This is a genomic window from Patiriisocius marinistellae (assembly GCF_009014635.1).
Taxonomy (GTDB): domain Bacteria; phylum Bacteroidota; class Bacteroidia; order Flavobacteriales; family Flavobacteriaceae; genus Patiriisocius; species Patiriisocius marinistellae.
In genome coordinates this window covers 148501-169970 of sequence record NZ_BKCF01000001.1, presented here as the reverse complement: position 1 = coordinate 169970, position 21470 = coordinate 148501, and the positions used below count along the sequence as shown (strand labels likewise).

17 protein-coding genes are annotated in these 21470 nt (G+C 34.1%); 10 read left to right on the top strand and 7 right to left on the bottom strand.

The window, feature by feature from the left end; all coding sequences use genetic code 11:
* Positions 1–72: 72 nt before the first annotated feature.
* Positions 73–1206 carry a M23 family metallopeptidase gene (locus GB234_RS00800; RefSeq protein ID WP_151892607.1) on the bottom strand — a complete coding sequence of 378 codons (1134 nt, stop codon included), beginning with the start codon at positions 1204–1206 and terminating at the stop codon, positions 73–75.
* Between the two features lie 176 nt (positions 1207–1382).
* On the bottom strand, positions 1383–1985 hold the full coding sequence (locus GB234_RS00795) for a T9SS type A sorting domain-containing protein (RefSeq protein ID WP_151892606.1): 603 nt from the start codon (positions 1983–1985) through the stop codon (positions 1383–1385).
* A 236-nt stretch (positions 1986–2221) separates the two neighbouring features.
* Here GB234_RS00795 and GB234_RS00790 point away from each other — a divergent pair, with 236 nt between their 5' ends.
* Positions 2222–3097 carry an AraC family transcriptional regulator gene (locus GB234_RS00790; protein WP_151892605.1) on the top strand — a complete coding sequence of 292 codons (876 nt, stop codon included), beginning with the start codon at positions 2222–2224 and terminating at the stop codon, positions 3095–3097.
* Between the two features lie 2 nt (positions 3098–3099).
* Here GB234_RS00790 and radA read toward each other — a convergent pair whose 3' ends face one another.
* Positions 3100–4476, bottom strand: coding sequence for a DNA repair protein RadA (gene radA, locus GB234_RS00785; RefSeq protein ID WP_151892604.1), 1377 nt, complete (start codon positions 4474–4476; stop codon positions 3100–3102).
* 244 nt (positions 4477–4720) lie between these two features.
* Between radA and GB234_RS00780 the strand changes: the two genes are divergently transcribed.
* Together GB234_RS00780 and GB234_RS15020 are read left to right on the top strand one after the other, a co-directional pair.
* Positions 4721–8443 (top strand): T9SS type A sorting domain-containing protein, encoded by a 3723-nt coding sequence (locus GB234_RS00780; protein WP_151892603.1) that lies wholly within the window; start codon positions 4721–4723, stop codon positions 8441–8443.
* A gap of 183 nt (positions 8444–8626) precedes the next feature.
* On the top strand, positions 8627–8779 hold the full coding sequence (locus tag GB234_RS15020; RefSeq protein WP_172966821.1) for a hypothetical protein: 153 nt from the start codon (positions 8627–8629) through the stop codon (positions 8777–8779).
* A gap of 42 nt (positions 8780–8821) precedes the next feature.
* On the opposite strand, the gene GB234_RS00775 is transcribed toward GB234_RS15020, so the two are convergent.
* Positions 8822–9970 (bottom strand): alpha/beta hydrolase, encoded by a 1149-nt coding sequence (locus tag GB234_RS00775; RefSeq protein WP_151892602.1) that lies wholly within the window; start codon positions 9968–9970, stop codon positions 8822–8824.
* A gap of 577 nt (positions 9971–10547) precedes the next feature.
* Between GB234_RS00775 and GB234_RS00770 the strand changes: the two genes are divergently transcribed.
* A complete protein-coding gene (locus GB234_RS00770; protein WP_151892601.1) occupies positions 10548–11189 on the top strand; it encodes an ANTAR domain-containing protein in 642 nt (213 codons plus the stop codon).
* A 57-nt stretch (positions 11190–11246) separates the two neighbouring features.
* Here GB234_RS00770 and GB234_RS00765 read toward each other — a convergent pair whose 3' ends face one another.
* From GB234_RS00765 to panC, 3 genes are all read right to left on the bottom strand, one after another.
* Complete coding sequence (locus tag GB234_RS00765) at positions 11247–12209, bottom strand: lysylphosphatidylglycerol synthase transmembrane domain-containing protein (protein WP_151892600.1); 963 nt, start codon at positions 12207–12209, stop codon at positions 11247–11249.
* A 1-nt stretch (position 12210) separates the two neighbouring features.
* On the bottom strand, positions 12211–12558 hold the full coding sequence (gene panD, locus GB234_RS00760) for an aspartate 1-decarboxylase (protein WP_151892599.1): 348 nt from the start codon (positions 12556–12558) through the stop codon (positions 12211–12213).
* A gap of 175 nt (positions 12559–12733) precedes the next feature.
* On the bottom strand, positions 12734–13576 hold the full coding sequence (gene panC, locus GB234_RS00755) for a pantoate--beta-alanine ligase (protein ID WP_151892598.1): 843 nt from the start codon (positions 13574–13576) through the stop codon (positions 12734–12736).
* Positions 13577–13678: 102 nt separating this feature from the next.
* Here panC and GB234_RS00750 point away from each other — a divergent pair, with 102 nt between their 5' ends.
* The 6 genes from GB234_RS00750 (at position 13679) to atpD (ending at position 21449) form a co-directional block, all read left to right on the top strand.
* A complete protein-coding gene (locus tag GB234_RS00750) occupies positions 13679–14491 on the top strand; it encodes a glycogen/starch synthase (protein WP_151892597.1) in 813 nt (270 codons plus the stop codon).
* Positions 14492–14586: 95 nt separating this feature from the next.
* Positions 14587–16167: a BamH family beta-barrel-assembly machinery protein gene (bamH, locus tag GB234_RS00745; protein ID WP_172966820.1), complete on the top strand. Its 1581-nt coding sequence runs from the start codon at positions 14587–14589 to the stop codon at positions 16165–16167.
* A gap of 6 nt (positions 16168–16173) precedes the next feature.
* Entirely contained in the window at positions 16174–18021 is a 1848-nt protein-coding gene (gene glmS, locus GB234_RS00740) for a glutamine--fructose-6-phosphate transaminase (isomerizing) (RefSeq protein ID WP_151892595.1), read from the top strand.
* A 116-nt stretch (positions 18022–18137) separates the two neighbouring features.
* Positions 18138–18860, top strand: coding sequence for a sulfotransferase-like domain-containing protein (locus GB234_RS00735; protein ID WP_151892594.1), 723 nt, complete (start codon positions 18138–18140; stop codon positions 18858–18860).
* The gene (locus GB234_RS00730) at positions 18861–19757 is read left to right on the top strand and encodes an aminotransferase class IV (RefSeq protein WP_151892593.1); all 897 of its coding nucleotides are present in this window, start codon (positions 18861–18863) and stop codon (positions 19755–19757) included.
* A gap of 186 nt (positions 19758–19943) precedes the next feature.
* Positions 19944–21449: a F0F1 ATP synthase subunit beta gene (gene atpD, locus GB234_RS00725; RefSeq protein ID WP_151892592.1), complete on the top strand. Its 1506-nt coding sequence runs from the start codon at positions 19944–19946 to the stop codon at positions 21447–21449.
* Positions 21450–21470 lie beyond the last annotated feature (21 nt).

Sequence of the window (21470 nt, the reverse complement as noted above, 5' to 3'; positions counted from 1 at the left end):
GTAAGTTTTTAATTTCAAAACTTTATGTTACTAAAGATAAAAGTTTCTAATTTGGAATGTTTTAACGAACTGTTAATTTAAAAAAAGTTCCTTAACGTCTCTTTCAAGGATAAAACCTCGCAATGTATCTCCAGAAGTAATATGATAATAAGAACCACTTTTACCAAAGATGGAAATAGTGTCGGTACGTTTTAAATTTTGTAACACGGCCGATTTTCTCTTTGGGTTTTGAAGCAATTTAGAAGTTTGAGGTTTAATTACGCCGTAACTTGATGAAAGTGGTTTTTCGTCTTTAGGAATTTCAGAGATTTTAATAAATGGATAGGGATCTATAGCGCCACCGCTTGTGTAAATTCCAAAATGGAGGTGTGGCGGAGTTGTGCGTGCATTACCAGTATTTCCTACCAAACCTAGTGTATCACCAATTTTCACACGCTGTCCCTGCCGAGCAATAATACTATCCAGATGGGCGTAATAAAGCGACTGTCCAAAAATCCCATCTCGTAACCACACTTGTTTTCCACCTAATCCTCGATTGCCGGTTGAAGAAACTATTCCATCAGTAATAGCAACCACAGGAGTGCCTCTCGCTGCAAAAATATCATTGCCTTTATGGCTTCGTTTCCCGCCCTCGCGATCTGCTCCCCAAAAACTCTGTATCGCCCGGTTATCTTTACCAACAACTGGAAATGCGTATTGTGGTTGTGTATAAATTTTTAGCTGAAAAGGCGAATCTGCAAAAATCTCTGGCTGAATGTGTATTTTGTAAATGCCAGTTTCTTTAATTTCTTCGGAAATATTAAGTTTATTAGGACGATTACTTTGAATGGAAATGAAAGTTGAGACCGAATCATTTTTCTGCTCAAATAATTCCATAAAAACTTGAATACTGTCAATTTCTGTTTTGACTTCAGCGTGAAATATTTCGCCTCTTTTTAATGAAACTTCAAAAGTGAAAATTTTTAAAATTTCCGAAGAAAAAAGGCCGCTTTCTGCAAATGGGATTTCAACTTGTAAACTATCTTTTTTTGAAATTTCAGAAAGTAGTTTCCACTTGTTAAATAATTGGTCGGTGTTTTGAAACTCGCGCTCGTAGGCTTCTCTTGCGCTGGGTTTTGTAATGATATCTGTGGCGTTTGGATAAAGAAAATAAATTAATGATGCAATGAGCGCCAGGAATATTAAAAAGATGCCAAATTTTTTCATCAATGCTATTTACTCAAAAACTGAACCAAATTTATGATGAAAATGTACGTTAGCATAATAGAATAGCATCCAAATCTAGACTATTATTGAAATTTATAATTAATAGATAAAAAAAATCCCAAACTTTACAATGTGTAAAATTTGAGATCTTTTATGCTCAGGGCTTCTTAATCGAACTATAGGTTAAAAGTAAGTCCGTTGTATTTAACCGAAACCTTATAGTCATTTGGGCGACCATCTAGAAATATATATTTCTTGTTCAGGTTGTTTTGTACAGTAGATGTTTCTTGATGAACAATTTCACCTACATTGTTAAAAATAGTAATTTGTACAGCCACATTTTTTTCAATATTGCTGGAAACATATAGCGTGTCTTCTTTTACATAAGTTACAGGTTTATTAATGGTTGTTACGCCTGCCTCATTATAAAATAACTTTTCGTTTTTAATTGTAATTAATTGATTGTAAACACTTTTTTTGTTTTCTACTTCTAGAAAGTATTTCCCGTCAGGTAACCCTTTAAGATCAAATGTTTTAGATAATTGCTTTACGTCTTTAACTGTTTCTTTGAAAAGTATAACAGACGCTGCGTCTCTAAAAGTAATTTTTACATCAAGTTTTTTCTGATTTTCAAAAGCAATTGCGAAAGATTTATCATTCTCTTTTGAAATTGTAAGTTTTGGATTTTCTCCGTTTGCTAATAGCGTATTTGTTGTTCCTATTAAAAAAACAAACAATAACACCTTTACTACTGAACTCATTTTTTTTGTTGTTTTCATAGCGCTTAATTTTTTAGATTAATACTTTCAATTAAGTTGTTAATAATTGATGATACAAATGTAGAGGGCATTGCTAGTTTAGACTACATCATAATTTACCAATAGTTATGCTATATTAACTCTTTATGGGAGTACTGAAGTTAAATAGGTTAATTTTGTATAGATATGGGGTAATTTCGCATACGTTTAAGATTTATGCCCTAATTAATTTTGCTCTAAACAGATAAAAATGAGCTATGAATACAAATAACAAAGCATCTTTTAAGAGAATAGATCCTTCTTTTGGAAGCTCTTTTACGCTGAGAGTTTTTGATGAAGCTTGGAAAAACAGTATTCCATTTTATCATTTTCATCCTGAAATAGAAATGGTTTATGTAAAAGACGGAAGCGGGAAAAGCCATGTAGGTAACCATCTTTCCTGTTATCAAGGAGGAAAACTTCTATTAATAGGATCTGGATTGCCACATTCTGGATTTATAGATAGAATGACACGTAATGTCTCTGAAGTTGTGGTACAAATGAAAGAAGATTTTCTCGGTAATGAGTTTTTTGACATTCCTGAAATGGAACGGGTAAAGCAATTGTTTGAAAGAGCCAAAATGGGAATCTCTTTCTTCGGAAATGCTAAAAAATTGATAGGCGAGCGAATGGAAAAGTTAGAGAAATTAGATAGTTTTGAACGATTGATAGAACTTCTTGCTATCTTAAAAATGATGGCAGATGCCGATGAATATGAGTTATTAAATGCTAAGGAATTTATACTAGAGGTAAAACAACAAGATAACCAGCGTATAAACCAAATATATAATTTTGTTCAAAATAACTTTAAAAGAACCATTACTCTTGAAGAAATTTCCGAAGAAGTGAATATGACAATCCCTGCCTATTGTAGGTATTTTAAAAAGCAATCCGGAAAAACTTTTACACAGTTTGTAAATGAGTTTAGGGTTGTTCACGCTTGTAAATTATTGTCTCAAGAAAATTCAAGCATCACTGATATAGCGTTTGAAAGCGGATTCAATAATTTTTCTCACTTTAATAAACTTTTTAAAGAAAGAACGGGCTATAAACCATCGGAATATCGTAACTCTATCACACAGATTTTAAAATAGTTTTACGCAAACAAATGCTTTACCACATCGTGAACCTTTGCCACTTTTACAATTTGAATGCCATAGGTTTCTTTAGGGAGTTTGCAATATTTTGAGATGATGATGGTTTCAAAGCCTAACTTTTCGGCTTCAAGGATTCGTTGGTCCACTCTTGTTACAGGGCGGACTTCTCCAGCCAGGCCTATTTCGGCAGCAAAACACATTCGTTTGTCAATTGCTATATCTACGTTGCTGGATAAAACAGCTGCAACTACCGCAAGATCTATTGCTGGGTCATCTACGGAAATCCCACCCGTTACATTTAAGAAAACATCTTTAGCACCAAGTTTAAAACCGGCTCTTTTCTCAAGAACGGCGAGAATCATATTAAGGCGTTTTGCATTATAACCTGTGGCGCTGCGTTGAGGTGTACCATAAACTGCAGTAGAAACTAATGCTTGAATTTCAATCATTAATGGCCGCATTCCTTCTAATGTTGAAGCAATAGCAGTACCACTTAAATCTTCTTCATTTTTGGAGATTAAAATTTCCGAAGGGTTTGCAACTTCTCTAAGTCCGCTGCCTTGCATTTCGTAAATACCTAGTTCATTAGTGCTTCCAAAACGGTTTTTATTTGCTCTAAGAATTCTATAAATATGATTTCTGTCGCCTTCAAACTGGAGTACGGTGTCCACCATATGTTCCAGAATCTTAGGGCCTGCGATGTTACCATCTTTTGTAATGTGACCAATTAAAATAACGGGCGTAGCGGTTTCCTTCGCAAATTTGATAAGCTCGGTTGTGGTTTCTCTAATTTGAGATATACTACCAGCACTACTTTCAATATAATCTGTATGTAGTGTTTGTATGGAATCAATAACGACTATATCGGGCTCCATTTCAGCAATATTTCGGAAGATGTTTTGTGTTTTTGTTTCGGTTAAAATATAGCAGTTTTCAGAATCTGGATGGATTCTTTCTGCGCGCATTTTAATTTGTGTAGCGCTTTCTTCACCTGAGACATACAACGTTTTATATGGCAGCTGCAATGCAATTTGGAGCATTAAAGTACTTTTCCCAATTCCGGGTTCTCCACCTAAGAGGGTTAAACTTCCGGGAACTAATCCACCACCTAAAACTCTGTTAAGTTCTCCGTTTTGGGTGTTCATCCTTGCCTCGGCACTTGAGTTTATTTCTGAAATTTTAAGGGGTTTTGCTACACGGCTTCTACTTGAAACTGCCTTCTTTGCTTCTCCCACTTCCCATGTAACCTTTTCGGCTTTCTGGATAACTTCTTCGGCAATAGTGTTCCACTCTTTACAGGAAGTACATTGCCCTTGCCATTTTGAATATTGGCTGCCGCAGTTTTGACAGAAAAAGGTAGTTTTGGTTTTTGCCATAGGTGTAAAAGTAGTACTATTTTAGGTGTAGTAAAAGGAGATGTTCTTCGGAAATTTTAAGAAAATTATCCCGCTATTATCTCTTTAAATAATGGTTTAAAGTGAAATGTTTGTTGCATTTCCGAAGCTATTAATATGCGTTCACTAAAAAAAAGATGTGTTCACTAAAAGAAAAGCAATGTTCACGCACTTTTGATTAGTTTAGATATTCCCCGAAAAACCTCTAACATTTTAATTCTTTATTATGAAAAAATTATTACTCTCACTCGGGCTTTTATTTTCTTTTACTTTTTTATTCGCACAGGCTCCTGTAAATGATGACTGTTCAGATAGAATTTTAATTACAGTAAGTACTACTGCACCAATTACGGTTGCTCCAGTAGATTTTGCTTTAGCAACTGAGGATGATCCTTTATTTGTTACAGATTGTGAAACGAGTTCCGGGACAGAATTTTTTGATGTATGGTATGAGTTTACAATGCCAGTTACGGGTAATATTGTAATTACCGATGTTCCAAATACCGAATATATTACATTATTTAGTGTCAATGCTATGGGTGACGGTTGTGGAGGAGAATTGCTTTCATGCCAAGTTGATGATTCAGTAATTGGGGGCTTGACGGCTGGAACTCCTTATATAATTCGATATTCTGAGCGAGCGCTTTTTGCAAATATTTCAGATTTTTCCATCCAGGCTTTTGAGTCTGTTGCAAATGATGACTGTGCAAATAGAGAAACAATAGCTGTGACAACTACAGATATAAATACTTATACTACAGATTTTAGAGCAGCAAGTGAGGATGACCCTTTATTTGTTACAGATTGTGAAACAGGTGCCGGGATAGAATTTTTTGATGTATGGTATGAGTTTACGATGCCTGTTACTGGTAACGTTGTGATTTCAGGTATTCCAAATACCGAGTATATTACATTGTTTAGTGTTAATCTCGCTGGTGATGGTTGTGGAGGAGAACTGCTTTCGTGCCAAGTTGACGATTCTGTTATTGGGGGTTTGACAGCAGGAACCAACTATATACTCCGATATTCTGAGCGGGAACTTTTTGCAAATGCCTCAAATTTTTCAATCCAGGCTTTTGAGACCGTTGCAAATGATGACTGTGCAAATAGAGAAACAATAGCTGTGACAACTACAGGTATGAATACTTATACTACAGATTTTAGAGCAGCAAGTGAGGATGACCCTTTATTTGTTACAGGTTGTGAAACAAATGCTGGGATAGAATTTTTTGATGTATGGTATGAGTTTACGATGCCTGTTACTGGTAATGTTGTAATTTCAGGTATTTCAAATACTGAGTTTATCACTTTGTTTAGTGTTAATTCTATGAATGATGGCTGCGGAGGGGAAGAGCTTTCATGCCAAGTTGATGATTCAATCATTGACGGGCTGACAGCAGGAACTAACTATGTACTTCGATATTCTGAGCGGGAACTTTTTGCAAATGTCTCAGATTTTTCAATCCAAGCTTTTGAGTCTATTACAAATGATGACTGTTCAAACAGAGAAACTATAACTGTGACAACTACTGGTATAAGTACATATAGTACAGATTTTAGAGCAGCAAGTGAGGAAGATCCATTTTTAATTACAGAATGTGAAACGAATGCTAATATAGAATTTCTAGATGTTTGGTATGAATTTATAATGCCTGTTACTGGAAATATTGTAATTACCGATGTTCCAAATTCGGAGTATTTTACAATTTATGATAGCTGTGGAGGTACAGAATTATCTTGCGATGTAGATGATTCTGTTATTAGTGGTCTTACTGCAAACACAACATATACTCTTCGATATTCTGAACGAGAACTTTTTGCAAATGCCTCAAGTTTTTCAATTCAGGCTTTCGAGCAGGAACCTAATGATAACTGCTCAAATGCAACAACTATAAATTTGAGCACATTAAATCCCGTATTTATCACTACTGAATTAAGAGGGGCTTCAAATGACAGTGAGATTACTTGTGAGAATAATAATACAATAAATTATCTAGACGTGTGGTATGAAATGACAATGCCAGTTGATGGTGAGATTCAAGTCAATAATGTAGATAACTCCATATCTATCGCATTTTTTGATAGCTGTGAGGGAAATCAAATAAGCTGTTTTTTTAATGATGGCTCTTTATTCAACGTAGAAGCTGGAACTATTCTAAAAATGAGAGCTTCAACAAGAGAAATTTTTGCTGGAGAATATACTTTTGATGTAAGTGTTATACCAGCACCGTTACCACCCTGTGTAGAAACGACCGAATTTATTAGTGGTGAGTGGAATAATGGTATTCCAGATAATACAATGAATGCTATTATAAGAGCTAATTATAATACAGCGACAACAATAGATCCTGCAACGATGATGCCTTATGGAAATCTAGAAGCATGTAGTGTGTCTATAGAAACTGGTAGAACTTTAACCATTACGGCAGGAAATTATCTTGAAGTTACAAGCAATATTTTAGTTAATGGAACATTAAATGTGGAACATCAAGGAAGCATTGTACAGAGGGATGACACAGCAGTGACTACAAATAATGGAACTATAAATGTGAATGTGACAACTCCTAACATTGACCCTCGTGATTTTATGATTATGGGAAGCCCTATGAGTAATGAGTCTCGAGATGGAGTTTTTGTAGACGCATTTAGAGTTTTAAAACATAATACAAATAATTTTATACCAGATCCTACGGTTGCTGCAGCATTTCCAATGGCCGAAAATTTTGCTGATGATGATGGGGATAACTGGTCAACACAAACAGGAGTTTTAAATCCTGCCGAGGGTTATTTTGTACAACCACAGCCTGACCTTTCAACGGGTGGTGCATTTGACCTTACTTATAATAACGGAACGCTAAATAATGGTGTTATAACTACTCCGCTGCTTTTTCATACAAATAAAAACAGTAGTCCAAATATGATTGCAAATCCATATGCTTCAGCAATATTAGCTGATGACTTCATTACTGTAAACCCTGAAATTGATGAGGTATATTTCTGGGAGCATCTAACCGAGCCAAATGGAACTTTACCAGGCTACAACAGTGCAAATTTTTCAATGGAAGATATTTCAATGTATAATTTAATGGGGGGTGTAAAAGCTGCTAGTGACACATCAGAAAATAATACAAAACCAAATGGGCTTATTGCAACGGCACAAGGGTTTGCAGTAAAAGCTAATGCTGCAGGAACAGTAACATTTAATAATACAATGCGCAGATTAAATGGAAATACAACGTTACGCACATCAAACAATACAAATAAAATTTGGTTAAATATCACTAACGAACAGTGGGAAATTAATGGCTCCACATTGATAGGTTTTTCTGAAAATGCTTCGGAAATGTTAGATAAGGGATATGATAGTCGTCGATTAGCAACCTTCTTAGGTATATATTCTCATTTACAAGATGGAAGTTTTGAGCTAGGAATACAATCACTTGGTTCTTTTGAAAACACGATGGCAATACCAGTTGGTTTTTCAACACAGCTAGCTCAGGATAATGCGAGCTATACAATTTCAATAGCTGACTTAGAGGGTGATCTAATTGAAAATGAGCAAGTATATTTAGTAGATACTGTAACAGGAATTATGACTAACCTTATAGATGGAAGTTATACATTCAATAGTTCAATGGGGACATTTAATAATCGTTTTATCCTAAAGTTTATTGAAGAAGAAGTTTTAAATATTGAAAATGTTTCAATTAATAATTTTGTAGTCTATCCCAACCCAGCAGAAGATAGTATCAATATTTTGAGTGTAAATGGAAGTTTAATTTCCGAAGTTCATATTTATGACTTACAAGGGAGAAAATTAATATCAGAGAAATTGAATGTTCAACATAAATTAGTCTCTCTAGATATTTCGGTATTAAATAGTGCGGGATATTTTATAACAATTATCACAGATAACGGGTCTATGACTAAAAGCATTGTCAAAGAGTAATTTTTTAAGTTAGCGGCTGGATTTAAAATAAAATACAGCCGCTATTTATGTTTAATGAGTTAATCTATTTTAAAATACCATATTAACTTTTAAGTAACTATAAAATAACATTTAATTTAGAAGGTCTTGAAAATAGAAGAGTAAGTTTGTAGCATTATAAAACTACTGTAAAAAAATAAATAAATGAACATCCTTGAGCCATCGTTAATTGAAGAACATAGATTTTTTTTCAATCAACTTTTTTTAGGTAGTTTAAATAATATTGATGATCACTTCATTGATGACAAGCCAGTTTCATTGAATACAAAAAAGGTGAAACAATTAATTTCGGCTTAAAAAATATAGTTAAATATTTAAACCCATTTTTAGTGGGTTTTTTTAATAACCAAATTCACTTTTTATATTATCTGCTCTGTCTAGCATCATATCAATAGTGATAAAGTCCACTTCCTCTTTGTCAAACGCACCTTGAAAAGTACGCATGGCTTTTTTAGGCTCACCAACTTCTTCGTAGTAGCGCCCCATGTAATAAGGTCCTAATACAGTTTCGGGATATTCTCTAGTTGCCATTTCTGCAATAGATTTAAGGGATTCCCATTGTTTTTTCTTTTCAGAAGCCGTCGCCGTTGCTATATAATCATTAACACGAATAGGGTTTGTTAGACCAAAGAGGTCTTCAATGGTTTGGTATTTTTCTATGAGATAATCACTTATAGGAGTTTCTAATTTCATTAAAACATCTTTGTATTCCTGCTTACTTATAGGGCGAAATACCGCAAATATTTTTTCTAGAGCGTTGGGTATTCCTCTACCCACTAAAGAGTAATGTGTTCCCATTTCAAAGTTGTCATAGTAATAATTGAAGTTCTTGGCTTCAATAGGTTTTAATGCGGCATTCAGAGCTTCGGTTCCCTCCATAAGTCCTTTAATATCATCTGTTCCAGTTGCTAAATAGTAGAAAAGTTGGCTTTCAATTGCTGGGATTCTATCAGCTAAACGACCTGTTTGTTGTGGAGCAAGATCTGGGCTTAAAATTATATAGCCATTAAATAATGGAGGATCTTTAAAAAGATAATAATTTAAAAAGTTTGCGGTAAAATCATGTCCCACTCCAATTACAAATTTTGCCGTACGATAATTTTGATCTATATAAGGAAGTAATTCTAACCCGAGGAATTCAAAAAAATCTGCTCCTTTGTCTGCGGGTAATCCATTATCATCATCATAGTCACAATCATCATAACGAGTCCCTCCTTGCATAACACCTACTACTATTGACTCAGGCATATCCTCCCAGTAAGAAAAATAGTCTACGTTTCCAGCTACTGGTTCAAATAAATAATCACCATCGAGTACAATAACTACAGGATATACTTTGAGTTCATTATCATCATAATTACGGGGAAGTTGAATTTTTAATTTTCGTGTTTCTCCCAACTTGTCTGAGGAAAACTCCTCGTATGTAACTTGAGCTGAAATATTAATAGAAATTAAGAAAAGAAGTAGGAGTAGCGCTGTTTTTTTCATCCTTTAATCTGCAATTGCAGTGTTTATTAATGAGTATTGAATGTTTTTTTGGAGTATTGTTTTATAGATTGCTGAAAGATAATAAAATTTTAGGTTGTTATATTTCAATCAAAAAAATCGTTTTTAAATTAAGCATGATTACAACTGTTTTAACCCATTAATATTTTTTTCGGAAATGAAATAACATTACCAGCTTTTTTTTAAAGAAATTACTAAAAAAGACTAAAATGGCAATTAACATTGAAAAGGTTTAATATTTAACATAAAGAGTAAAAATTACTCTTCATCATTAATAAATAGATTTTAACCCCCGTAAAACTACCTGTTTTAATTACTTTGTAGGAAATTTGTCTTTCAAACACCCTCAAAATTATGTACATTTATACGTACAACAAATCTATTATTATTCCAGAGACTGTTTAATTAGTTATTAATCCTGGTTTTTTAACTTCCCCAATGTTTATTTCATACCATAAATATGGTATTTCATGACATTTTTTTGTTTTTAAATATCTTAAATAGGAATTTGTTTTCTTATTAAGGAGGTAGCTATTCAACTAACTAACCATTATTAATTATGAAATCTAGTACAATAATCATTGCTCATAAAGACAAGTTGCGTCAAGCATCTATTGCTACAACAATGTCTATTTTAGATTGCGAAGTAATAAAAACACTCTCTACAGGAGTACGCACACTTAGGTACATTGTAAGAGAAAAGCCAGACATAGCAATTTTACAATCTTGTTTAGGAGATGTTTCAGCTTTCGAGATTGTGAAGGAGATCGCTTCAAAAAACATTAAAACTAAATGTATTCTTATTTTTGATGAGCCATCTTATGAAAACCTCTTAATGGCTCGTTCGCTTAATATACATGGCTGTTTTTGTGAAAATGGTACAGCAATGCAAATGTTGTCAAGTTTACACGCTGTTCTTGGTGGTGAAAAAGGCATTTGCGAAAAAATTCTAGACACAGAAAGCGATAAGAATAATTTAAATAATATTGAAATGCTTTCAGATAAAGAAATCCAGATAATGACACTTTTTGGCTTTTATAAAAACAAAAGAAAAGTTGCTCAAAAATTAGAATTTTCTAACAAGAAGATTGAACGAATTCAAAAGGGTATTGCATCAAAATTAAATATAGAGTCTTCAGAAAGTTGTTTAGCCAATTGGGCAGAACAAAACAGGGATTTAATTAAAACATTGGCTTTATAAATAGCAGTGTTTCTTTTTTGTACTATTAATAGATTTAAAATTAAATTCTTATAAAAATTACGTTTTCTTATTATAAATAGGCAATAAGAGTAAAGATAAAACTCCAAATATTAAAATGGAAGCAATATTTGATGTCCAAACAATCCACCCAAAAGCTGTTCCGGCTGTAATAGGGACTGAGAATAAAACTAAAATTCCTGCGATTGCTGCAGGATAAGTGCCAAATCCGCTATTTGTAAATGCAAAAGTAAAACTCCCAACAACAAAAGCAATTATAATGGTGCCAAAACCTATTGTTGTAGTTTCATCTAGTGCTTTTGTAGCAACATAAAATGATAGAAGATACAACCCCCATATTAAAAATGTGTGAAAGATGAAAGCGCCTTTTTTCTTCATTTTTACAACGCTTAAAACACCGTCCTTTAGTCCGATGACAAAATTTTTAATTTTGGTGTTAATCTTTGATTTTGAAAATTTCAGAAATAATAAAACAAGAGCTGTAAAAATCACAAATGCAATAACAGCTTTATATAAAAAACTGGGAGGGATGCTCGAAACAACGTAATCGTAAAGCACGTCAAATTTAAGAAATAAGGCAAGTCCAGTGAATGCAAGTAAAAACAAAAGATCTACAATCCTTTCTGAAATTATGGTGCCAAACCCTTTTTCAAACGGAATGTTTTCATATTTATCAAGTATTATTCCTCGTGATACTTCACCGCTTTTAGGAATAAAAATATTCATTAAATAAGCTACAGAAATAGCCATAAAATTATTAGCTAATTTAGGCGTGTAGCCTAGTGGCTGTAACATAAATGACCAGCGATATGCTCTAGAGAGGTGACTTAAAATACTCAATAATACAGATAGCGCTACAAAACCATAATGAGCATTTTTAAAATGCTCTTTAGTTTCTTTAAGTTGACTAGGAGTAAATTGCTGATATATATACCAAATTAAAAAAATGCCAAGTCCTAATGGAATGGCAATCTTGAGTATTTTTGAGAGTGTTTTGTTCAAATTACTTGAGGAGATTATCCTTGTTAGGAAACACAAGCGAAGGCTTAAACTTAAGAGCCTCTTCCTTCGTCATCATACCATAAGTAATTAGAATAAGAATATCCCCAGGAGCTACTTTTCTGGCTGCTGCACCATTTAATGTAATTTCTCCACTTCCGCGAGGCCCAGGAATAGCGTATGTTTCAAGACGTTCGCCATTATTGTTATTCACAATTTGCACTTTTTCACCCTCAACAATATTTGCTGCATCGAGCAAATCCTCATCAATGGTAATACTCCCTATATAATTAAGGTCTGCACCTGTTACTTTAACTCTGTGAATCTTTGATTTTACTACGTGTATAAACATGGGGCAAAGATAAATTAAATTAAGAATTCAGAAAAAAATAATAAAATGATATTTAAAGGGATGAACTAAATTTTTTTAACTTCGGAAATGAGTCGTAGATTATAAATAAAAATGAAACATAAAAAGCCTCCTAGTATTTAACATTTCCGAAGAGCATAATTTTTACTCATCATAACTACAAATGCATATTATCAATTAACCGAACTTCACCAGCAAAAGCAGCAACAAATCCACGGTATTTGTTTCCTTTTCTTTTACGTTGCACTGTTTTTAAGGTTGCTTCATTAGCGATTTCAAAGTATTCTAGTTCAATATGCTTATTATCTTTAAAACGCTGCTTAGCTAATGCGTTGAGCTGTGGGATTGACATTTTTTCAAAATTATCTTTAACCTCTTTTAAAGTTTTGCTAATAACGGTAGCGGCTTCAAATTGACTTTTTGTAAGCCTTTTGTTACGAGAGCTCATAGCAACGCCGTTTTCTTCTCTTACAATAGGGCACCCTATTATTTTTACTGATAATTTTTCAAGTTCAACAAGTTTTTTCACAATCTGTAATTGTTGAAAATCTTTCTGTCCAAAATAAGCCTTATTAGGATTAACTGCCTTTAAAAGTAACGAAACAACTGTGCCCACACCATCAAAATGACCATCTCTATGTTTTCCTTCCATTTCCTTTGCAATAGGACCGTAATTAAAATGTCTAGAAACAATAGCATTATTGTATAATTCATTAGCGGTAGGAGCAAAAACATATACAGTGCCTTGTAACGTTTTTAAAAGTGCAACGTCTTTATCTAGTGTTCGTGGATACTTTTTTAGATCTCCAGCGTTATCAAATTGCGTGGGATTGACAAAAATGCTCACAACAGCACAGTCGTTTTCAGAAAGTGCTTGTGAAACTAAGGAAAGATGGCCCTTGTGGAGTGCACCCATAGTAGGTACAAACCCTATAGTTTTTTTGTCTTTTTGAGCCATTAAAGCTTGGCGTAAATTTTCTGCGTTGGTAAATACCTTCATAGGAGAATCTTAATGAGTTTGTAAAATTAAGTTATTGAAAGCAATCTGCATAAATTTTCGTAATTTTGCATTTTTTAAGAACCTAGCTAATAAAGTACATTTATGAAAGATAAAAGAGTCTTGTATGTTTCTTCTGAAGTAATACCATACCTACCAGAAACAGAGATTTCTTCCATGTCGTTTGAGGCCCCGAGAATGGTTAATAAAAATGGCGGACAGATTCGAATTTTTATGCCTCGTTATGGAAACATCAATGAGCGTCGCCATCAATTACATGAAGTCATTAGGCTAAGTGGAATGAATATGGTTATCAATGATCTTGATATGCCATTAATAATTAAAGTTGCATCGATCCCAAAGGAGCGTATGCAAGTATATTTTATTGATAACGAAGATTATTTTAAAAGAAAAGCAACATACGCTGATGAGGATGGAAATTATTTTCCAGACAATGATGAACGTGCTATATTTTTTGCGAAAGGAGTTATTGAAACTGTGAAGAAATTAAACTGGGCACCAGACATTATACATGTTCATGGTTGGCTAGCTAGTTTTTTACCACTATATCTTCGTAATTACTACGGAAATGAACCATTGTTTGAAAACAGTAAAATTGTTACATCTGTGTACAATCAAGGGTTTAGTAATACGTTAAATCATGATGTAGGTGATAAAATTAGGTTTGATGCTATTGATGATGATGCTATTAAAGAACTTGATGAGCCTACGTATGAGAATGTAATGAAGGTTGCTATTAATAATTCTGACGCAGTGATCATAGGGTCTAAAGATATTTCAGATGAATTGGTGAAACATATTGATGGTCTTGACATACCGGTATTGCCCTATCAAGAAATGGAGGATATGGAGCGAGAATATATTGAGTTTTACGAATCAAAATTATTAGCTGAATAATATATTTTGAGTTTTTTCTACGGAAATGTTATATGAATCATACATATTTTAATTCATGTAACATTTCTGCAGAAAAAAAAGAAAAAAAGAAAAGAATGAAAATAAAAAATGTATTGCCAGCTTTATTGGCAATTTTTGGTGCCTTTATATTTTTGGCATCTTGTGAAGAGGATTTGGGAACTATAGGTTCTGAAATTATTGGAGATCAAAATATTGACGCAACGCTAGATGAATCAAAATCGATAATTTCTTATAGCAGAAAGATATCTCCAATACAATCAAATGGATTACCTATATACCAATTAGGTATTTATAACGATCCCGTTTATGGACAAACTAAAGCAAACATACTAGCTCAAATTACATTAGGTACTACAAACCCAACATTTGATAACTTTGTGTCAATGGATAGTGTTGTTTTGTATATGCCTTTTTTTAGTGAAGCAACAACTACTGATGATGTTGTTACATATGAGTTAGATTCAGTGTATGGAACTGCGCCTATTGATATTTCAATTTTTGAATCTGAATATTTTTTAAGGGATTTTGATCCAGAGACAGGCTTTGAAGAAGCTCAAAACTATTATGCAAATCAAGGAAGTACTTTTGATAACTTTCAAGGTGAATTAATTCATGCTATTGAAGATTTTATAATAAGTGATGAGGGCTTTACAACAGTTGTGGTTCCTGAAATTGATGATTCAGGAAATCAACCAGATTCAATTATTACAAGACTTGGTCCAGGAATACGTACATTTTTACCTAATCAGTATTTTATGGATAACATTGTAGCAATGGAAGGGACTCCGCAGTTACTTAATAACAATAACTTTAGAGACTACCTTAGGGGTTTGTATTTTAAAGTAGATGGAAGTGACGATAACTTAACAAAGTTTGATTTATCTAATGCAAAAATTGATATGCATTATTCAATAACACAAGAAACAACTGTAAATAATGTAGCTGTGATTGATACTATTAGTCAATTGTTGACTTTTAATTTTGATGCAATTAATGTAAATACATTAGAGACTCAATATCCTGGGATTATTGATGCAAACTTAACAAATCCTAATATTGTTGAAGGTGAGGATAGGTTATATGTAAAAGGGGAAGATGGAGTAATGACTATTCTTGAGCTTTTTGGACCAGACAATGATGAAAATGGAGTGCCAGATGAATTAGACCAAATGAGAGCAGAAAAGTGGCTGATTAATGAGGCGAATTTAATTTTTTATGTAGATAAAGATATAGTTGATGGAGGTTCAAGCGAGCCAGAGCGTATATTAATTTATGATGTTAAAAATAGCTCAGCCTTAATTGATTATGCTCTTGACACTACATCTGGTAATGACCCCATAGATTCTTACACCACACATTTGGGGAGGTTAGAAAGAGATAGTGATGGAAATGGCGATTTCTATAAGATTAGAATTACAAATCACTTGAGTAACTTAATTCATAATGATTCAACTAATGTCGCTCTTGGCTTGGTCGTTTCTCAGAATGTGGGAACTCCTACATTTCAAGATTTAGAAAATGCTATTGCGCCAGGGGTTACAGAAATTCCATCAAGTTCAGTAATATCGCATGAAGGAACAGTGTTACATGGTAATACATCTGTAAACGAGGGAAAAAGACTAAAACTTCAAATTTATTATACCGAATCTAATTAATTAACTATGTGCGGAATTGTAGGTTATATAGGTCATAGAGATGCTTATCCAGTAATTATTAACGGTCTCAAAAGATTAGAATATAGAGGATATGATAGTGCTGGTATTGCATTATATGATGGAACACAAATTCAATTAGCCAAAACTAAAGGAAAAGTGGTTGATCTTCAGGAGCGTGCTTCTAAAGAAATCACAAAAAAAGGTACTCTAGGAATTGGACATACAAGATGGGCTACTCATGGTGTACCTAACGATGTAAACTCACATCCTCATTACTCTAACAGTGGTGATTTAGTTATCATTCATAATGGTATTATTGAAAATTATGCTTCTGTAAAAAAGGAACTTATTAATAGAGGATATACTTTTAAATCAGATACAGATACTGAAGTTTTAGTAAACTTAATCGAAGAAATAAAAAAGGAAGAAGGCGTAAAACTTGGTAAAGCAGTACAATTAGCGCTCAACGAAGTTGTAGGTGCGTATGCAATTGCCGTTTTTGATAAAAATAAACCAGATGAAATTGTTGTTGCAAAGTTGGGAAGTCCACTTGCAATAGGTGTAGGTGATAATGAATTTTTTGTTGCTAGTGATGCTTCTCCTTTTATAGAATTTACAAATAATGCTATTTATCTTGAAGATGAAGAAATGGCTATTATTAGAAGAGGTAGAGACGTTAAGGTTAGGAAAATTGGTAATGATAAAGAGGTGAAACCTTTTATTCAAGAACTTCAATTAAATATTGAGCAAATTGAAAAAGGTGGTTACGATCACTTTATGTTAAAAGAAATATACGAGCAACCATCTGTAATTAAAGATACCTATAGAGGCAGGTTGCTTGCAGATAAAGGGATTATTAAACTAGGCGGACTTGAGGAATACATCCCTAAGTTTGTAAACGCAGATAGAATTATTATTGTTGCCTGTGGTACCTCATGGCATGCAGGGTTAGTTGCCGAATATATATTTGAAGATCTGGCAAGAATCCCCGTTGAGGTAGAATATGCGAGTGAGTTTAGGTATCGTAACCCAATTATTACTGAAAAAGATGTTGTTATAGCAATTTCTCAAAGTGGAGAAACAGCAGATACTCTTGCGGCAATAAAATTAGCAAAGCAAAAAGGTGCCTTTGTTTATGGGATTTGTAATGTAGTGGGTTCTACGATTTCTCGTGAAACTCACAGCGGCACATATACTCATGCAGGACCAGAAATAGGTGTAGCGTCAACAAAAGCATTCACAACACAGATTACTGTATTGACAATGATTGCCTTAAAACTTGCAAAAGTGAAGGGCACAATTTCAAAAACAGATTATATGATGTACTTGCGTGAGCTTGAAATGATTCCTGCACATGTTGAAGCAGCATTAAAAAGTAATGACGACATTGAGGAAATTGCAAAAGTGTTTAAAGATGCAACTAACTTTCTGTATTTAGGTCGAGGATATAATTTTCCGGTAGCACTTGAAGGCGCATTAAAGCTAAAAGAAATTTCATACATACACGCAGAGGGATATCCAGCTGCCGAAATGAAACACGGGCCCATAGCCTTAATCGATGAGCACATGCCAGTTGTTGTTATAGCAATCAATAGTGATCATTACGGAAAAGTAGTAAGCAACATTGAAGAAATTAAAGCAAGAAAAGGTAAAATTATTGCAGTTGTAACAGAAGGTGACACCGCAGTAAAAGAACTAGCAGATTATTGCATGGAAGTTCCTAAAACCCCTGAGACTTTAACCCCACTTGTAACTACAATTCCTTTGCAGTTATTGTCTTACCACATAGCGGTAATGCTCAATAAAAATGTTGATCAACCACGTAACTTGGCAAAGTCAGTTACTGTAGAATAGCAAATAAATATAATTTTAAAAGAGCAAAAACAAATCGTTTTTGCTCTTTTTTTATACCCTAAAGTTGCTCTTAAACCCTATTTTTATTTTCGGGAATTTACGGTTATTTTTAAAGAGTGAAAATCTTCAATCTCATCGCGGGACCTCGCAACTTATCCACTGCATTAATGTATTCTTTTGCACAACGAAAGAATATAAAAGTTTTAGACGAGCCTTTTTACGCCTATTATTTGCATAATAAAGATAAACGAGTTAAGCATCCTTCCGAGAATGAGATTTTTAAATCCATGGAAATTTCCGAAGAAAAAATAATTGCACAGATAGAGAAACAAGCATTAAAAAAAGATGTGTTTATTAAAGGAATGGCGCATCATTATTTAAGTAATAAACCACAATTTATTTTAAATTGGGAAAACATCATTCTTATTAGGCATCCTCAAAAACTGCTAACTTCATTTTCAAAAGTGATTGAAAATCCAACAATTGATGACATAGGGATAAAAAAAGCCAGCCAACTTTTTACTTTTTTATCGCAAAGCGGAAATGTGCCACTCATTATAGATAGTGACGAGCTTATTAAAAGCCCAAAGGTATATCTTCAAAAGATATGCGAAAAGTTGAAGATTCCGTTTTCTGAAAAGATGCTGAAGTGGAAAAAAGGAGGCATACCCGAAGACGGTGTTTGGGCAAAACACTGGTATAAAAACGTTCATAACTCTCAAGAATTTTCAGTTCAAAAATCCACTAAACAAAAAATACCAGAAAGATTACTGCCGGTGCTTGATGAAGCCTTAGATTATTACAATATTTTAAAAAACTATATTCTTAAAAACGACTAAATGCTACAGAAACCCAATCCTAAAAATGATAATATTCAAGTGTATATTAAAGACAGGTTATTTCATCGCAATGAAGCAAAAATATCGGTTTTTGATAGTGCTGTACAAGGTGGTGATGCTGTTTGGGAAGGATTACGCGTATACCCAGAAGGTATAGTATGTTTAGATAAGCACTTAACGCGGCTTCATGAAAGCGCAAAAACACTAGCGTTTGTAGATATTCCATCAAAAACCGAAATTAAAAAAGCAATTAAACAAACGCTCGATGCTAACGGGATGAACGACGATACCCATATTAGGCTTACTTTGACAAGAGGAGAAAAAATTACAAGTGGAATGGATCCTCGTTTAAATCAAAGCGGTTCTTGTCTTATAGTTCTAGCGGAATGGAAACCATTAGTCTATGATAATAAGAGTGGAATTAAAGTAATAAGCTCAAGCCAAAGACGAAATGCACCACAATTTTTAGACAGTAAAATTCATCATAACAATCTACTCAATAATATCATTGCAAAAATCCAAGCAAATGTAGCTGGAAAAGATGCAGGCTTAATGCTAGACGAGCGAGGCTTTGTGGCAGAGCTAAATGGGAGTAATGTGTTTATGGTAAAAAATAACACCGTTTATACGCCATTTGCACACGCATGCTTGCCCGGAATTACAAGAAATACGGTGATTGATTTATGCAAAAACAACGGTGTTAAAATAAAAGAAGCAGATTTATCTCTAAGCGAATTTATAAATGCTGAAGGTGCATTTGCCACTGGTACTATGGGCGAATTAACACCGATGGTAGAAATTGACGGAAGAGACGTGAATAGAGATTGTGTATTGATGGATAAGGTGTTGATGCTTTTTAAAGATAATATTAAAGGGCTTTGTGAGTCTGTTAATTAATAGCTTTTTACTGCTATAAGTTTTAATGAGGCAGTAATATTACACCCTTAAAATTTCAGAAGAAAATCTCTGTCAAAAAATCCCTATTTTAAACGTGTTATATTTCCGCAGAAAAAACTATCTTTGCACCGTTGAAAAAAAGGGTGCTTTTTACACCCGTAGATAACTAAAAAAGAAATACTTAAAATGTCACAAAGTACAGGAAAAGTTGCACAGATCATTGGGCCAGTTGTAGATGTTGAATTTGCAAATGGAGCAGAGCTTCCAAAGATTTACGATAGTCTTGAAGTTAATAATAACGGAAACAAGTTAATTCTTGAAGTACAGTCTCACGTAGGAGAAAACACGGTACGTACCATCTCGATGGACTCGACTGATGGTTTGAGCCGTGGTGTTGATGCTGTTGCAACAGGATCTCCTATTCAAATGCCAATTGGTGATGATATATATGGGCGTCTTTTTAACGTAATTGGTGATGCAATTGACGGTATTGGTGACTTACCTAAAACGGGTGATAGCGGTCTTTCTATTCACAGAGATGCTCCTAAGTTTGAGGATCTTTCAACTTCGTCTGAAGTGCTTTTTACAGGTATTAAAGTAATCGACCTTATTGAGCCTTATGCAAAAGGGGGGAAAATTGGTTTATTTGGTGGAGCCGGTGTAGGTAAAACTGTATTAATTCAAGAATTGATCAACAATATTGCAAAAGGACATGGTGGACTTTCTGTATTTGCAGGAGTAGGGGAGAGAACACGTGAAGGAAATGACCTTTTGAGAGAGATGCTTGAGTCTGGTATTATCAAATATGGTGATGACTTTATGCACTCTATGGAAGATGGTGGATGGGATTTGTCTAAGGTTGATAAAATGGCTATGAGAGATTCAAAAGCGACATTCGTTTTTGGACAAATGAACGAGCCGCCTGGAGCACGTGCACGTGTTGCATTATCTGGACTTACAATTGCTGAGTACTTTAGAGATGGAGCTGGAGATGGTCAAGGAAAAGATGTACTTTTCTTCGTTGATAACATTTTCCGTTTTACACAAGCAGGATCAGAGGTGTCTGCACTTTTAGGACGTATGCCATCTGCGGTAGGATACCAACCTACATTAGCGACAGAGATGGGAGCGATGCAAGAGCGTATTACATCAACTAAAAAGGGTTCTATTACATCTGTACAAGCGGTTTACGTACCTGCGGATGACCTTACAGATCCAGCACCAGCAACAACATTTGCTCACTTAGATGCAACAACAGTATTATCTCGTAAGATTGCTGAGCTAGGTATTTATCCAGCGGTAGATCCACTTGATTCAACATCAAGAATCTTAACAGCATCAATTTTAGGTGATGAGCATTATGACTGTGCACAACGTGTAAAAGAATTGTTACAACGTTATAAAGAATTACAAGATATTATTGCCATTCTTGGTATGGAAGAATTATCTGAAGAAGATAAACTTGCTGTAAACCGTGCACGTCGTGTACAACGTTTCTTATCTCAACCTTTCCACGTGGCAGAGCAGTTTACAGGAATTCCAGGAGTATTAGTAGATATTAAAGAAACAATCAAAGGTTTTAACATGATTATGGATGGTGAATTAGATCACTTACCAGAAGCAGCTTTTAACCTTAAAGGTTCTATCGAAGAAGCAATCGAGGCAGGTGAGAAAATGTTAACCGAAGCATAATCAGCTTATAGCCCATAGCTT

Bases quoted from the DNA above. Each gene is read 5' to 3' on its own strand.
- GB234_RS00800 (WP_151892607.1), bottom strand. From the start codon at position 1,206: ATGAAAAAATTTGGCATCTTTTTAATATTCCTGGCGCTCATTGCATCA.
- GB234_RS00795 (WP_151892606.1), bottom strand. From the start codon at position 1,985: ATGAAAACAACAAAAAAAATGAGTTCAGTAGTAAAGGTGTTATTGTTT.
- GB234_RS00790 (WP_151892605.1), top strand. From the start codon at position 2,222: ATGAATACAAATAACAAAGCATCTTTTAAGAGAATAGATCCTTCTTTT.
- radA (WP_151892604.1), bottom strand. From the start codon at position 4,476: ATGGCAAAAACCAAAACTACCTTTTTCTGTCAAAACTGCGGCAGCCAA.
- GB234_RS00780 (WP_151892603.1), top strand. From the start codon at position 4,721: ATGAAAAAATTATTACTCTCACTCGGGCTTTTATTTTCTTTTACTTTT.
- GB234_RS15020 (WP_172966821.1), top strand. From the start codon at position 8,627: ATGAACATCCTTGAGCCATCGTTAATTGAAGAACATAGATTTTTTTTC.
- GB234_RS00775 (WP_151892602.1), bottom strand. From the start codon at position 9,970: ATGAAAAAAACAGCGCTACTCCTACTTCTTTTCTTAATTTCTATTAAT.
- GB234_RS00770 (WP_151892601.1), top strand. From the start codon at position 10,548: ATGAAATCTAGTACAATAATCATTGCTCATAAAGACAAGTTGCGTCAA.
- panD (WP_151892599.1), bottom strand. From the start codon at position 12,558: ATGTTTATACACGTAGTAAAATCAAAGATTCACAGAGTTAAAGTAACA.
- panC (WP_151892598.1), bottom strand. From the start codon at position 13,576: ATGAAGGTATTTACCAACGCAGAAAATTTACGCCAAGCTTTAATGGCT.
- GB234_RS00750 (WP_151892597.1), top strand. From the start codon at position 13,679: ATGAAAGATAAAAGAGTCTTGTATGTTTCTTCTGAAGTAATACCATAC.
- bamH (WP_172966820.1), top strand. From the start codon at position 14,587: ATGAAAATAAAAAATGTATTGCCAGCTTTATTGGCAATTTTTGGTGCC.
- glmS (WP_151892595.1), top strand. From the start codon at position 16,174: ATGTGCGGAATTGTAGGTTATATAGGTCATAGAGATGCTTATCCAGTA.
- GB234_RS00730 (WP_151892593.1), top strand. From the start codon at position 18,861: ATGCTACAGAAACCCAATCCTAAAAATGATAATATTCAAGTGTATATT.
- atpD (WP_151892592.1), top strand. From the start codon at position 19,944: ATGTCACAAAGTACAGGAAAAGTTGCACAGATCATTGGGCCAGTTGTA.